The sequence below is a fragment of the Candidatus Nitrospira salsa genome (genome assembly GCF_965152625.1).
Map to the genome: position 1 here is coordinate 75,796 of NZ_CBCUCO010000001.1, position 14,992 is coordinate 90,787.

Below are 14,992 nucleotides of genomic sequence, written 5' to 3' on the forward strand. Positions count from 1 at the left end.
TTCGAGATACGAGGGGTGAGATATCGAGAAGAACGGTCAACAACGATACGGTTACGATTACAGGCTTTCGAGCAGTAAGACCGTCATTGAAAGAAGATCAATGTGGGAATTGAATGTTGAAAGACGTGTGTCTCGCGACCATACACACAAAGATCAGAATAACACTAATAGGTTCTTCTGGGCGAGAGGTAACCGTACTGACTCCCTAGGAAAGAGAAGCGTAAGAGGTCATAAGGATCTCTTACGCTTCATGGGAAAGGACGGGTAGCGTCAGGAGTTTGGCTGAAAAGCGCAGAGACAAACACAATCGTCACATGGTCAGACCTCTTCGTTACCTTCAGAGGCATTGGCTGGACTTTCAATCTGAGAAAAACCGGAATCGTCCTGACTCACTGTGGCCAAGACTCGATCCTCTTCATAATGAGACTTGAGGTTATCCACCTCAATTTCAACCGCTTCATCGGGAGTCAAACGCTTCAAATCCAATTCCGTAATCCAGCTTTTGACATATTCCCGCATACGTGTCCCTGGCAGGACCTCAATATGAGGAACAATGGCAGAATGGTCCCAATCACGCCAATTATGGGCTTGAACATGAAGAGAACGAATGGTTTGATGCGTCTGCTGAATCAATGGTTCAGTCGGCCCTTCAATCGGAATTCTTCGAGACTCGACTAATTTCATTCCCATTTCAGCCTGTTCGGCCAGTTTGATATTCTCGTCTGATGATACAGCTTGAAGACGCTGAGGAATTTTGACCATATCTCCTTTTCCCTCCAGCACCTCTTTCTGAAAATCATCCGTCAGCGCCACGACGACTCCAATACCGGGGTAGCTGATCTTGTCCTGGCCTCCAACTAGTCGGGCTAATTCAGCATACGACTTGGCCCGTTGATTCACCGAATATCGACCGATCACCTCGACTTCATCAACTAGAAGAATCCATCCGGCATACCCGGCCGCTTGGATCATTCGAGAAGCAAATTGAAATCGTTGAGAAGCCAACTCAGCCTGTGAAATTTTCCCAAAACTATATCGCCCGGCAATCCCACATTCTTTTAAATATTTTTTGAGCTCTCCGACTCCGAGTGGATCCCCCGTCCAAAATCGGGCCATGCGATATCCCAACTCCTGATCGGTGCCCATCCGTTCATGCAAAAACAGGGTCGAGGCAAAACGCGGATCAATCTCACTTTCCGTACTATTGACCCAAGTCGAGAAACTTTTATACTTCGGGTCCCAGGAATCGCACTGACTAGCAATTTCCGAAAGCAGTTCGCCTTTTTTATCCGGTATGACGGCCGATTCAACCGCAGCATGGAATATTCGGACAGGATGATACAGAGGAGTTTCCTTGCTAATCACGACTCGACTACAGATAAAGTTCGACTCTAATGCGACATTCTGAAGATATTCCAACACATGAGACTTCCCGCTCCCGAAACTCCCTTCAACAATGAGCCCCTTGGAACACTGTCCCGTCGCAATGTTCTGTTGGGTCCCTTCCAATAATCGGCGAAAGCGCCATTCAATTTCCCCTTGAGAACAGCCCAAGGTTTTTACCACATGACCATTGGGAACTCCTGCGCGTAAGCCTTCAATCACCCGTCTGGCCATTAACGTCTCATTTTCTGAACCGGCGGTCCCGGCTTCCCCAACGGTCAAAGACTCCAACGAAGGCGAGGTTGGAGACAATCGAACCAGCGGGACTAATGGATTCTGTCGATGCTTGTCTCGCACATCATCCCAAATGCGATGTTTAAGCGCTTCGTAACGGTCAATGCCTCGCTTGGCATCGGTTAAAAATTCAGGGGGCGCATGTACCACCATCATGAACCCTTCTAATTCATCAGACGTATCGATAAACTGTCGAAGCATATCGTACAGATCGAGAACAGCAGTGGGACTATAATAGAATGACCTATCGGGCTCAGATGGTCGTTTGGCAACAAGATAGCGTGAAATATCCAACGTCATAATTATTCCACGCTTCCCTGCAAGCCGAAGCCAATGAGTCAGCGACGAGAGTAAATAGCGAGCATTATGACGAACGATTTTCTGGAATATCAGCGCTTTTTTCACCCCAGAAATCAAGCGAAGCTCTCCGCAGAGCCAATCTTTCACGGCATTGGCTAACACACGATCTGATTCTCCACTTTCGAGTTGCGCTAAACACAGCCGAATAATGGCCATTCGAAATTCACGGCACAGATTGGCATCGCTTTCAATAGTCTCTTCCAACCAGGTTTGGAGGTCACGACGCAACAATGGCTCTTTCCGATCATTGAGCGTCGCAACATGATGCAACGTAAATTCCTTACGCTGAGAAGGCACTTGGTAGCCATGATCGACAAGGAGTCGCACCACATACTCATACGCCAACTCATCCCAATCTAATTGTTTGGCGACTTTATGAAACAAACGATCCACCATATGGGCTTTGGTATATCGCGCGTCCACTTTGGCAAACACGAATTCTTCTTGATTGGCACTGTCCCCTAACTCGTCTGCGAACGATTTATGACTGTCGGCATCAGGCAGCACGACAAATTTCACCGTTCCTCCTCCATCGCGCACATAACCTTGCAAGTACTCTCGTCGCACAATCTCTACCCACGCTTTTTGATTAATTTCCATAGAGACTGCAGCATGACCACTGCCCTGATGAATAGGTTCTGCCACGACAGGCGGAGGTTCATAAGCCACCTCGGGAACCTCCGCAGTCACGAGTGCTTCCTGGAAATTATCTGTCGGGCTCTGTAGTGAATCCAATCCTGTCAGATCATCATCAGACCGGAGTGATTGCAGACGATTCAATGCTTCAATAAGCTTGCTCATAACTTACCATTCACACCCTTCCCCACTTCGTTCAAGTGGTTATCCATGGTTCATGACTGGAATATCAACGGCATCATCGATATACATATATTCATCGGAAATTTCTTCATATTCTTAACACTTCCATTCTGTTACTGATCCCTTCACATTGCTGTACACATCACAGATATGTTGCCAGTTAAAGACTTTTGTTGACTCGGAGTGCTTGCTGGTAGCGATAAAATGGATCACATGAGACTAGGGAATTAATGCGAAAAGTAAGGATACGTAGAAAAGCTCAATCTTTATAATGATCCTCAAAACACCATAATTAGCCAAAGTATTTACATCTAGAAAAATACACGCTTTCAAACGAATTGCCACTCTATTGGAAATCGAGGCGATTCTGGAGTGACAATTTGTCAGCTTACGGCCACGCTTTTACTTCCGCGAAAATAAGAAATTCCACAGTGACACTTTTCAGTAATTGAAGTGGAGCCGAAGAAATCGATGACAATCGGAAGGCTTAGGAAGATGGCAGTAAAATGGAAAAGCTTTCCACCATGCCCGACAAGAAACACCGAGAGGTCTCACATACTGAATCTCGCGGTTACCACGTGATGGGTGGCGATGTCCGGGACGTTAAGGGGAGTGGCTACGATTGATAGGACTGAAGAGCTTGCGGCAACGGTCATGAGCCACAAGTCTAGAAGCGATCGTTATTGGGGAGGTGAAATTCTAAACGTGGTGAAGGTTGTCTTTTCGACGAGACCAAGAATACCCGGTCACCCAACCAAACCATGAAAGCACTACAACAAAACACGCCAAGAAAATCATCAGCATGACAAAGGTTATTTTACTTAGCATTGTCCTCGCCTTTCGAGTTCATGAGCCTTTCAGTATCCATTGTCGGAAGAATCAATTCAGAGCTTGAACAATCTCCTTACGCTATACTCACTGATAATTGTAATACCTTCTAGGCTCATTTGTACACAGGGATGAACTAGAACATTGATTTTCACAAGATTTTATTAAAGAAAGCATATCTTATGCCCAGATAGAGAAATGGCTGTAAAAAATCTTATTCAGACAGAGTTTACATCCACCACACACTAAACATATTTATATTTTTAAGCATAACGCATACCACCTTGCCAAGAAACAGGACACATCAGAATCAAACTAAATTTTTTTATCTATAGCGATGCCAGATGGTTTGATGGAAACGTTTGCCTTTCGGTCGGGCTCTCACAAGTGATATCACGGATCTGGATACCTCGAAACAATCTGACAAACCCACCGCTCACATAATCTTCTCTAACAATGCGCAGGCTTTAGGAAAGTCATCCCTACAACTCAGGCTCAAATCTTTGAGCCCTGCATCGAATTGCTGAAGTCGAAGATATGACAATCCACGAAGGTAATAGGCATGTGCCTTACTCAATCCATCCAAGCCTAACTGCAAGGCCTCGGACACATCATCTATCACGTGTTGAGAGGCATTCATACTTGCATACACCCGGCCTCGAAAAAAAAGGTCGCTCGACCGTTGGACGTTTACTGACTGTGATTCCTGAAGAACTCGATCAATATCCGATATCGCTTGAGTTGGATCGTTCAGCTGAAAATAGATAGAAGCACGCTGGCGATAACAATCGTGTAATTCCAGATTATTTTGCGTTGTTCGATTGGTGAGTAAAAAGGTTTGAATCGATCGAGAAAGTGCCGCAAGCACTGTTTGAGACTGATATCGTGTCAATGAGGTATGGCTTTGAGAACAGGCCTGATCGCTCTGTCCAGGAGCAAGAGCCATGGTGTCATTGTTTTTGCGAACTGACTTTTCTGGTACGTTCACAAACGTTGATGGTTTATTATGGCTTGGCAGAGGACTTTCAGTCAGGGACTGCCCGGGCTCCCTATCAACAAAAATACTAGAAGTAATATCATTTTCCTTCTTAGATTTCTCCTTCACTCTATGACTATTTGCTTCAGCTAACATGACTTCAGTTTCTGAAGGAGCAAGCATTTTCTTTGCTTGAGATCCTGAAGGCTCTTTCCTTAATACCAATTTCGACGTTGTGTTCGGCGACCTTAACGCATTCTCTGCCGCCGAAGGTTTTTCCTTTTCAGCGCCAACGAGCCTTGATAAGGTTCCTTCTTCATCTGAATTCAATCGTCCTGTTTTTTCGTGACTATCCAGTGGCGATTTCTTCTGTACAACAACTTCTTCCGTCATTATTTCACTTGGGGTAGAGCGAGGCAGCGGATTCTTACGCTCTTTTACCAAATCCTGGCCTTGGTCCAACATTTCCTCCTGCGGAGCACCGACGGACTTCAAGCGATCATCAGGCAATGTCGGGGCAGACAGACTCGGCGATGGCATGTGAATGGGTTTTTCATTAGTTGTTTCTGCTACATTTTTCACCGTCTTACCCGTGATTTTCGGGAAAGACGGCGTGTCCTCATGATGGACCTCTAGATGTTCCTGTGCCACAGAAACATTATCAATAGGTAAGACCGGGGATTTCTTTCTCTTATTCACCAACGTATCGTCTTCTCCTGAAATCGGTTTCAGAGGATCGTTTTCGACTTCCTTCTCACTCGAATAACCCGGTACGGCTATCGCCTCGATGCCAGGGAACGGCACCTGAGAAATCTCATACCATTTAGGAAGCTCCGTCTGTCGTATCTCTCCATCCACCCACAGAACTGATAACGGCTCGTCCTCTAAGATCACGTTCGGCAATTGGGGTCCAACAGTGACAGGAAAGTCTAAGTCTTCTCTCATATTATTGGGCAATTCCGACCCAACCAATCCTAAAAGCTGTCCACCATCTTGTTCTAATATTTGAATACCGGAAAATTCCATCGCTGCAGCGTCTTTCACTACAGCCTGAACCTCGTTAAAAGTCTCAGGGTGCTCCCCTTTCTCGTCTCTCAAATTCAACGAATGAGATTTTTCGGCGATAGGGATGCTGAGATCTAGAGAATGGAATGCACCATGTTCAAGTTTGGTCGTTCCCTGGGCAGTCCAACGTTCACTGTGTCCAACGCACCCCTCGAGCAAAATCGTAGACATAATGATCAAAAAGAGGCATCTTTGGCACAATTTGGCGTTCACACACATTTTTTACTGTCTACAGCAAGTCATACGTTTCAAGCGTCGTCAGTTATCTGACACAGCGATCACTCCCATCATTGATTGAACGGAGCAATACGGACATGGACATACCTGCCCACTTCATTTGTCGGTAATTTTTATAAAAATCTAGAAAGGAGACGAAAGAGGTGAGTGTGAGCAAGCCCTTGCCAGCTACACAATATCAATCACGATGGGAAGGAAGAGGCGAATCGACAATGAGGACGAGCCCCGACAAGGCATGCGTTTCATCTGAGGAAGCTTGGGCGTGATTGTTTTTAGGACGGAGCGCTCAAAAAGAGTTCCTCATGCAAAAAATATCGTGAAGGCTTCTTGATCTATCAATGACAGGAGTCCAAGCTCTCCCAGCGTCATAACTGACGTCAAACATCGGATGTTATTTGAAACAGCTATCGGCATAGGTTTCACGACATTTCATCATTCTTTAATTTTCAGCATAATCCACGTTTGGTTCATCTAGCGCTAAGATACATAACGTTTTCAATAATAGACGATTCGCCGCCTCAGGTTCGCCGTAAATGCTTTCTACCATTTTCTCATATCGCTGTTTTCGATCGAGTCCCTGAGCCAGCCCAAGGAGACGAGCGGTGTTGTCTAGAGTATGGACACCCATTTGGCTAGCCAATGATATTTCCGTATTCTTAAGGACAAGTAAATTTCGCATTGGAAAATCCTCCCTTGAAATAGTGATTGAGATTGAATTCACATTTCTGTATGAGAGCAAGCGCAATGCCATCGGGATATTTCACAAGAAAGCAAAAACCAATGAAAATTTTCTCCTCAAAAATCAACACCTTTCACTCAAATAGACCAAGGCACCCCATAGACATCTTCCGTTCATCTGCCTGTATCTAGAAAGATAATCCCTGTATCTATTTGGATTTTGACAGTCTAGCCAAAAATATGACAGAACGATTGTTCCTCGAGGCCATACGTCTAAAGCAATCGCAACGTGTCGATTCGAAAACAGCCACTCATTGAGTGAGGAAGAGAGGGGAAAACACCACGTTGTGTCCCAAAGCGAAAAATGAAGGAAACTTAAGAGATTCTCAGAAAAGGAAGGCTCAGGCCGGTTTTGCTTGAGAAACCGATTAGCTGAGACCCTCAGCTAAATAGAGACAGGGTGAGATTAGACACGGAAGCAAGATGGGGCTCTCATCAAACAGGATCTACTTGTTGAGTTTTTGCAATTTTTGTTGACGACGCATTCACCAATATCCTATTTATTTTTCAACTTCATTTGTTCGAGTATACACGATCTCCATCATACGAAATTCTTGTCCAGTTTGGTCTAAGCTAAACATCTCATATCGATGATGATTCTCATCAACAAACGTGATGACCCCACGGTAGGCTCGCTGCCCCATCAGGGCATCCGTATATAGTCCCTGGTCTGTTAATGTCTTTTGACCAGGATCATAGGTGCCTTCGCCGGTCATCATGCCCGTTCCCATATTATCCATCCACACCGTTTGATATTTTCTCTTTTTGTTATCAAATCCCGTAAAACCCAATCCGTCAAACGGCTGTCCCATCGATATGCCCTTTGAGCTGTGCTGGAGGTAACGACCTCCCATCAACCACTTGGTTTCACTCGTGCCTTTTGATACTTCAGGAACACTGCCAGGCTTGATCCACCATTTCACCACATGGCTCCATGTCCCAACCAAGGGATTTAATACTTCATGATTGTCACCAGGAGACGCATACGCCTGCCATTTGGCCATCATCGTTTCCATTGCAGAATCTATGGCCTCAGGCTGTGATGTTTTTTGCTGAGAAGCATCTCCCCCATACCCTACACTCACAAACAAGAAACAGAGACTGATGACTCCGCATACTCCAATGATTGCTCGTTGAGAAATACATGGCTTCATGAACTTACCTTTCTCTACGTGAGTGACATACCGGGTTATAGGCTGCATTCCTCATTTTTCTACCAACAAATCTTGACACACCACAGAAAAAACCACAATCCCTCCCCTCTCTTTCAATTCTTTTTCAGCAACGTCCCAAGACATCTTTTCACATCGTGTCCCCCATCGAACTTCACAAAACCTCTCACTAAACTCCAAATCGAGTCTTTCCTCGAATCCAAGCAACCTGTTCCTCTCGCGTGCCGTTGATTACAGCTTTTTTTCAATTTTAGCCCAAGAGTCACGTAAGGCAACGGTCCGGTTGAATACGAGCCGGTCTCGCGTCGTATCAGGGTCCACGCAAAAATATCCTTGTCGCTCAAATTGGTACTGGGCTCCAGGCCTGGCTTCGGCAAGACTCGGTTCAACTTGGCAATTGCTCAAGATTTGCAACGAGTCAGGATTGAGGTACGTACGAAAATCAGTTCCATGTTTCTCATCAGCAGGATTGGCTTTCGAAAACAAGGGTTCATAGAGCCGGACTTCTGCAGGCACGGCATGCGCAGCTGAAACCCAATGAAGTGTGCCTTTCACCTTGCGACTGGCTTGCGACATTCCACTTCGGGTTTCCGGATCGTAAGTACAATGCACTTCGAGAACCTCTCCCGTCTGATCATCTTTCACAACATGCTCGCATCGAACTATATAGGCATAACGGAGACGAACCTCTTGCCCCGGGGTCATACGGAAAAATTTTTTCGGCGGATCTTCACGAAAGTCATCCTGCTCAATATAGAGTTCACGTGAAAAGGGCACGGTTCGTGACCCTGCAGCGGCATCTTCCGGATTGTTCACAGCACTCATGTCTTCCGCCTGGCCTTCCGGAAAGTTATCAATGATCACCTTCAACGGGCGTAACACAGCCATCACGCGAAGGGCCCACTGATTCAAATCTTCACGTATGGCATGCTCCAATACAGGCATTTCAATCGTACCATCCCGTTTGGCCACTCCGATGTGTTCGCAAAAATTCCGTATAGATTCCGGTGTATAGCCTCGACGACGTAAACCCTTGATCGTCGGCAAACGAGGATCGTCCCATCCGGCAACATGACCTTCGTCGACTAACTGACGCAACTTACGCTTACTCATCACGGTATAACTGAGATTCAGTCGGGCAAATTCAATTTGCTGGGAGACACAGGCGACATTGCACGACTTGAGCACCCAATCATAGAGCGGACGATGATCCTGAAACTCCAGTGTGCACAATGAATGCGTAATGCCTTCTAGTGAATCCGAAAGCGGGTGTGCAAAATCATACGTTGGATAGACGCTCCAAGAACCGCCAGCTCGATAATGAGGTTGCCGACGAATACGATAAAGCGTTGGATCGCGAAGATTGATATTCGGAGAGGCCATATCGATTTTTGCTCGAAGCACATGCGCCCCATCTTCAAACTCTCCTGTACGCATTCGTGCAAACAGATCAAGGTTCTCTTTAATGGATCGAATTCGATGAGGACTATCAATCCCAGGTTCCGTTAACGTTCCACGATTTGAGCGAATCTCATCAGCCGATAAACTATCCACATAGGCGTTCCCATCTTGAATGAGTTTCTTGGCAAATTGATAGAGACGTTCAAAATAGTCAGATGCGTGATAGAGCCGATCTTCCCAATCAAATCCCAACCATTTGACATCTTCTTGAATAGACGTGACGTAGTCGACATTCTCCTTGCTGGGATTCGTATCATCGAATCGGAGATTACAGAGTCCTTGCTGTTCTTCCGCCACACCAAAATTCAAACAGATTGACTTGGCATGACCGATATGAAGATGGCCATTGGGTTCGGGAGGAAAACGTGTATGCACATGTCCTTCATGTTTTCCCTCCTGTACATCTTGAGCAATAATGGTGCGAATAAAGTCTTGGGAACCTGAGGAACTGTCCGAGGTCATATTACTCCTTTTCTGAGAATCAATGTATCTCTCAAACCTTGACGGCCTAATACCCAGTCCTGTAATTCAGCCATAGTACCGTAATTACTCATGATGCAGAAACTCCAGTAAAGCAATGTCCGACGATTCTGACAAACAAGAGACTGTGACGATAATCCAACAACGAAGATTTTGGTGGTGGCTATTGGGACTTGCGATACTCCCGGTCGCTGCATACGGCTGTTTCCCATGGATGGCCACTACTGCGCTCACAGAAGGCTTGAAACAACATGGATTCCGGCACGTCTCAATTCAACTCGGATATCCGACGACCCAGACGCTGACTATCCACAAACTCGCATTTGAAAAAGATCTCGCTGAGGAAACCTATCAAGGCACCTTCAAGAACATTAAATTTGAATATCACCTTTCTCAACTCTTTAATGGGCATGTATCACAAATTACTATCGAAAGCGGGGATTTCATCATTAAGCCCGCATCCGCTATATCCACAACCGAGAAAGAAAGAAATGGCCCTTCGTCATCACAAGATTCATCTTTTACCACAGACGAGTTGCTTTCGCCCCTTCCGATGCTCCCTTTTGAACAGCTGTTGGTCGGTGACATATCGATTGATCATACCCAGGCAACCGATCCCTTACAACACATCCTGGTCGCTGGAACGGTGGACGCGAGAAATCAAGAGCTGCGTACTCACTTCAACATTCAGGGCGCGAACATCCCGGACTACGAAATTACGCTATCGGGAACGTCAATAGGCGACCTCAATCTTGTTATTCTCTCTCCGGCTTCCACGCCACCGACACTTGCCCGCATAACGTCTCAAGCGACGCGCATCGATCAAACCCTTCAGCTGCAGGGTTCACTCAACATCGACATCCCCAATGTTCTGAAACTGGCAGAATTGTTCGTCTCGGTCGAACATGATCTCTCACAGATGACAGGAAACATCGCAGCCGAGTGGAACGGGACCATTCCACATTCGGTGACAATCAATTCTCTTGTGAAAGAAAAAACTGGGACGATAAACGGGACGTTTCAAATCCGCGCAGCTCTTCCACAGTTAAAGACCTATGGTCAAAATATCGACGTGAAGGCCAACGGGACCTTTGCCGCCACCCATAACACCGTTACCTGGACGCTGGCACAGGAGTCAGAAGTCTCAAGTCACGTCCGCGTGGCTCAACTTCAAATTCCAGAACCTGCACGTGCGATTATACCACTCAATGGACATCGACTCTTCATAGACTTTTCCAAACCCCTCTCAGGTCAAATTGATTTAAAGAGTCAGCCCCCGGTTTTACGTATGAACGGGCTCATTCATACACGCTATAGCATTGAAAATTTCCCGATCGATCTTCAATTTTCTTTAACACAGATGACAGGCTCATCGATTCAGAATCTTTCAGCAAAGGGAACGTATTTTTTTTCAGGAACAGTAGGGAAGCAGCTCGAACCTTATGCCCCCATCAAACAGTTAACCTGGAAGCTTTCAGGGGAGGCTTCTTTTGAAAACGAAGCACTGACCGCATCGCTGACACCGCAATCTTCCTTACACATGACGATGCTCCCGATCAATGACCTTCTCGTTCCCCAAACTGATGTTATATTTCTGAAAAAATTTACGGGTTCCTACCATCTGAAGAATCAACGATGGGAAACGAATCCTCTTGTTCTCAAAATCAACACGCCTCAGATATCTTGGGAAGATAAGACCCTATCGATTCAAAATACCAAGCTCTCCATACATGAGCTGAACGGATCCCTCTCAACGTGGCAGAGCGCGGGACAAATTGTCCTCCTGGGTATGGCAACCACTATCCAAGACGTCACACCTCCAACAACTCATTGGAAATTTCGATTTTCTGCAAATCCGGAATCTCTCCTTGTCAATCTGCTGGGGCAAACTTCAGACACGCAGGTCTCAATCTATGGACGGCTGCATCAAGACCTTCTCACCCAGCAGGGCCATTTCCATATGAAACTTGCCCCAATCACATTTTCACCTTCCGCGTTCAATCTTCGAACCAGCATCAAACCTTGGGCCTACCCACTCGACATCACCACCGGACAGATTTCTGGTAAGGCAGAAGCCTCTTGGATGCTGCCAAGAGATACTGACAAAAAGTCATTTTCCATTACACAAGCAAAGGCTGACATCAATATTGATCGCCTTGGAGGACATTACGAGAACATCATTTTTGATGAGTTGAGTACGAAAATGGCATTTGTCGGCGCTGATACATGGGCCATGCCGAGCCCAGCGTCCCTCACATTGGCAAAGTTGGAAACGGGGGTCTCTATTTCCAATCTGTCTATGAATTTCCAGTTGAACCCGATCTCAGACTCCATCATACCTCGTGTGGAGATTAGTCGTTTTTCAGCAGACATGTTTGAGGGAAAAATTTCTGGTGATGACTTTACGTTCGACTCTTCTGAGCCTAGACAGCAACTGAGACTCCATGCTCAAGGGCTGGATATTGGGGCCATTCTCAATCTCGAGCAACAAGAAGGCCTCCAAGGTACTGGCCTCATTGATGGCACTATTCCTGCCACACTCACCGAGAAGGGAGTTGAGGTGCACAACGGGAGGCTTGCCGCTCGCCCGCCAGGTGGCATCATTCGGTATAGAACGGCAGAAGGCACCGCAGAGACACTGAAACAAACGAGTGAGAATATGAATTTAGTTTTGCAAGCACTGAACAATTTCCACTATGATGAGCTGACTATAGGCGCCGACTACGACCATAACGGGAAGCTGATGCTTGCAACCAAGATTAAGGGGAAAAATCCCGACCTCCATCAAGGAAAACCTATTCACTTTAATCTGAATGTTGAAGAAAACATCCCAGCCCTCTTACAGAGCCTCCAAGTCGCCAAAGATATCGAAGGCAAAATAGAAGAACTCCTCCAGCGCTCAGAAGAAAATCTCCTGGAAGGGCTTTAGTTTCGTACGTTTCACGCGACTCGACAGGATAAGGTGGACCTCCGAAACGTCTCACGACCTATGCGTTCACATTTTCATAAAGGTCAATACACCATGAACAGACCTCACCCGTTCCCAATCTTATCCATTCTGGCCTTCATCACCGCTCTGCCATTATTCATCGGCTGCACCCCAACAGCGCGGGTGGAAGTGACCGCTCCTGAAAAACCGATTACCATAAACCTCAATGTCAAAATTGATCATGAAGTTCGAGTCAAGGTTGAAAAAGAACTCGACCAAGTGCTTTCTGAAGATAGTGACCTCTTCTAGTCAGAATGGAGAAAGAGATGACACAACAACATCGTTCAATAATCCTTCAACTATTCATGATTCTGCTCATCACTGTAAGCCTTCACGCAGGAAACACCGCATTCGCTGCAACACTTGATGAAGCGAAATCACAAGGTTTTCTCGGAGAGACAGTAAGTGGGTATCTTGCGCTTGTCACTCCAACGGCACCGCCGGACATGAAAGCGTTGATGAATGAGGTCAACCAAAAACGAAAAGACAAGTATCAGGAAATTGCGAAGAGGAATAAAACGACGCTGAAGGCCGTAGAAACATTAGCCGGAAAGACGGCACTTTCAAAAACCGAGGCAGGGCATTATGTTCAATTGCCAAATGGCCAGTGGCAGAAGAAGTAATAAACGCGGGTTCTATGCTGTGCAAATGATAATGTCATAACTCGTTTCTGACCTGACAGGGTGTGATAGTTCAGCTCAAAAGCGGCCGTTGGGAATATGGTCGGTTATCAGGCGGCAGTCGGCGAAAAGCGGCCGTTAACCTTCACTTCGGAAACCCAACCCTCGTCAACAAATACTGATATTTGAGCTCTCCATCTACCACAAAGGCTCTTTCCGACTTAGCGGGACGTCCAGATCTCGATTGATGTAGATTTCCAGGAATCCGGGGAGCCCGCCCGCCTTAACCATTTCCTTGAACGGTTGATGATATCGCGGATCATTGCTCTCCGTTAGAATGACAATACGCCAGGTATTCAAAGGGGCATCTTCAGTCCCCGCGACGCCGTGCTCCACATGAAACAAGGGCTGATATCCGTTGGTGCGGATGGTCTCACCAGTCTCAGTTTTCAGTTCGTCTCGCCCAAGAAAGATTACCCTCTGCTCTTTGTGGGTAATGAAAACTTCTTCGAATACTGGTCCGGTCGTATCTTCAATGATCCAAGCTTTGGCATCTATTTCCCTAACAAAATGCTCAGTGCCATCGTTGTAAGAGTCACGACCCCACGAATGGTCGCGAGAGACAACATAAGGGATGTACTTAGCTGGATTCCACGCCTTCTTAAGCTCCATGTCCCAGAGCATACTGCGCGTCAGTTGAATGGGCTTGATGACTTCGTAATGATCACTCAACACCTTGTTGACATCAACTGCCGGTAACTCAAACCGCGTGTTTCGCTGGTTTTCCCATTCGCTTTCGAATTCCTCGTTCGCCCTAGCGAACGAATGACCGGTATTTCGTACAGTGTTCATTGGCTCTCTCCTCCTGATCAACGTTTTCACAGCACCACGTTCAATTCAGGTGGTACCGGGGGAGTATCAACAGACATAAGTCATGACATGAAAAATGAAAATACGAGCTCATGAAGTTTACGGCTAATCAGCATGGGTCACTCAGTCATTCGATTCGCTATTTTCACAAATTCATCAATAGTTGCCTTTAGCATCCCAGCCTGACGGTCATCTTTCAGGTGTTCATTTTCGTCAAACGCCTGAAAACCAGAGCCAACAGCAACTTGTGAAGGCACAACCGTTACACCAATATTGCCAAGCATCATCCGCAACGGTACAAGTCCGCGTAATCCGCCTAATCCACCTGGGGAGACGGCACCCAAGGCTGCGATTTTACCGTTGAAAGCAATCAGAGACGCTTCATTTTCTTCATGTGGGCGTGAGATCCAGTCCAATGTGTTCTTTAAAAGTGGGGGCATGGAAGAATTATATTCTGGTGAGGCAATGAAGAAACCATTGTGTTCTACAAAAAGCCGTTTGAGTTTTTTGGCGTTTTCAGGAATACCGTCTTGTGCTTCAACGTCACCGTTATATAGGGGCATTTCAAAGTTTTTCAAATCAATGTATGTAACTTGTGCCCCAGCATCCTGTGCCATATCGGCGGCGAGCTTTGCGAGTTTCTTGTTCATGGACTCTTTACGCACACTTCCTGCAAAAAACAGTAATTTAGCCATCATTC

General features: G+C 46.2%; 10 protein-coding genes. 3 read left to right on the plus strand and 7 right to left on the minus strand.

Translation table 11 applies throughout. The features are described from left to right. Positions 1-318: 318 nt before the first annotated feature. The 5 genes from ACWQXP_RS00315 to ACWQXP_RS00335 all read right to left on the minus strand — a co-directional run bounded on the left by ACWQXP_RS00315 (position 319) and on the right by ACWQXP_RS00335 (position 9,795). The gene (locus ACWQXP_RS00315; protein WP_454060838.1) at positions 319-2,838 is read right to left on the minus strand and encodes a BREX system ATP-binding domain-containing protein; all 2,520 of its coding nucleotides are present in this window, start codon (positions 2,836-2,838) and stop codon (positions 319-321) included. A 1,282-nt stretch (positions 2,839-4,120) separates the two neighbouring features. Further along, on the minus strand, positions 4,121-5,896 hold the full coding sequence (locus tag ACWQXP_RS00320; RefSeq protein WP_454060839.1) for a tetratricopeptide repeat protein: 1,776 nt from the start codon (positions 5,894-5,896) through the stop codon (positions 4,121-4,123). Between the two features lie 505 nt (positions 5,897-6,401). After that, positions 6,402-6,641, minus strand: coding sequence for a hypothetical protein (locus tag ACWQXP_RS00325; protein WP_454060840.1), 240 nt, complete (start codon positions 6,639-6,641; stop codon positions 6,402-6,404). Positions 6,642-7,200: 559 nt separating this feature from the next. Continuing rightward, positions 7,201-7,854 carry a DUF1579 domain-containing protein gene (locus ACWQXP_RS00330; protein ID WP_454060841.1) on the minus strand — a complete coding sequence of 218 codons (654 nt, stop codon included), beginning with the start codon at positions 7,852-7,854 and terminating at the stop codon, positions 7,201-7,203. A gap of 249 nt (positions 7,855-8,103) precedes the next feature. Continuing rightward, entirely contained in the window at positions 8,104-9,795 is a 1,692-nt protein-coding gene (locus ACWQXP_RS00335) for a glutamine--tRNA ligase/YqeY domain fusion protein (protein WP_454060842.1), read from the minus strand. Between the two features lie 115 nt (positions 9,796-9,910). Here ACWQXP_RS00335 and ACWQXP_RS00340 point away from each other — a divergent pair, with 115 nt between their 5' ends. The 3 genes from ACWQXP_RS00340 to ACWQXP_RS00350 all read left to right on the plus strand — a co-directional run bounded on the left by ACWQXP_RS00340 (position 9,911) and on the right by ACWQXP_RS00350 (position 13,425). Continuing rightward, positions 9,911-12,742 carry an intermembrane phospholipid transport protein YdbH family protein gene (locus ACWQXP_RS00340; RefSeq protein WP_454060843.1) on the plus strand — a complete coding sequence of 944 codons (2,832 nt, stop codon included), beginning with the start codon at positions 9,911-9,913 and terminating at the stop codon, positions 12,740-12,742. A 93-nt stretch (positions 12,743-12,835) separates the two neighbouring features. Next, positions 12,836-13,051 (plus strand): YnbE family lipoprotein, encoded by a 216-nt coding sequence (locus ACWQXP_RS00345; protein WP_454060844.1) that lies wholly within the window; start codon positions 12,836-12,838, stop codon positions 13,049-13,051. A 17-nt stretch (positions 13,052-13,068) separates the two neighbouring features. Beyond that, complete coding sequence (locus ACWQXP_RS00350; protein WP_454060845.1) at positions 13,069-13,425, plus strand: YdbL family protein; 357 nt, start codon at positions 13,069-13,071, stop codon at positions 13,423-13,425. 195 nt (positions 13,426-13,620) lie between these two features. Here ACWQXP_RS00350 and ACWQXP_RS00355 read toward each other — a convergent pair whose 3' ends face one another. Together ACWQXP_RS00355 and ACWQXP_RS00360 are read right to left on the minus strand one after the other, a co-directional pair. Beyond that, entirely contained in the window at positions 13,621-14,274 is a 654-nt protein-coding gene (locus tag ACWQXP_RS00355) for a hypothetical protein (RefSeq protein WP_454060846.1), read from the minus strand. Positions 14,275-14,411: 137 nt separating this feature from the next. After that, on the minus strand, positions 14,412-14,990 hold the full coding sequence (locus ACWQXP_RS00360; protein ID WP_454061122.1) for an NADPH-dependent FMN reductase: 579 nt from the start codon (positions 14,988-14,990) through the stop codon (positions 14,412-14,414). Between the last annotated feature and the right edge of the window lie 2 nt (positions 14,991-14,992).

Coding starts and splice junctions, on each gene's coding strand:
- ACWQXP_RS00330 (WP_454060841.1), bottom strand. CDS start 7,854: ATGAAGCCATGTATTTCTCAACGAGCAATCATTGGAGTATGCGGAGTC.
- ACWQXP_RS00350 (WP_454060845.1), top strand. CDS start 13,069: ATGACACAACAACATCGTTCAATAATCCTTCAACTATTCATGATTCTG.
- ACWQXP_RS00320 (WP_454060839.1), bottom strand. CDS start 5,896: ATGTCTACGATTTTGCTCGAGGGGTGCGTTGGACACAGTGAACGTTGG.
- ACWQXP_RS00315 (WP_454060838.1), bottom strand. CDS start 2,838: ATGAGCAAGCTTATTGAAGCATTGAATCGTCTGCAATCACTCCGGTCT.
- ACWQXP_RS00335 (WP_454060842.1), bottom strand. CDS start 9,795: ATGACCTCGGACAGTTCCTCAGGTTCCCAAGACTTTATTCGCACCATT.
- ACWQXP_RS00360 (WP_454061122.1), bottom strand. CDS start 14,990: ATGATGGCTAAATTACTGTTTTTTGCAGGAAGTGTGCGTAAAGAGTCC.
- ACWQXP_RS00325 (WP_454060840.1), bottom strand. CDS start 6,641: ATGCGAAATTTACTTGTCCTTAAGAATACGGAAATATCATTGGCTAGC.
- ACWQXP_RS00355 (WP_454060846.1), bottom strand. CDS start 14,274: ATGAACACTGTACGAAATACCGGTCATTCGTTCGCTAGGGCGAACGAG.
- ACWQXP_RS00340 (WP_454060843.1), top strand. CDS start 9,911: ATGTCCGACGATTCTGACAAACAAGAGACTGTGACGATAATCCAACAA.
- ACWQXP_RS00345 (WP_454060844.1), top strand. CDS start 12,836: ATGAACAGACCTCACCCGTTCCCAATCTTATCCATTCTGGCCTTCATC.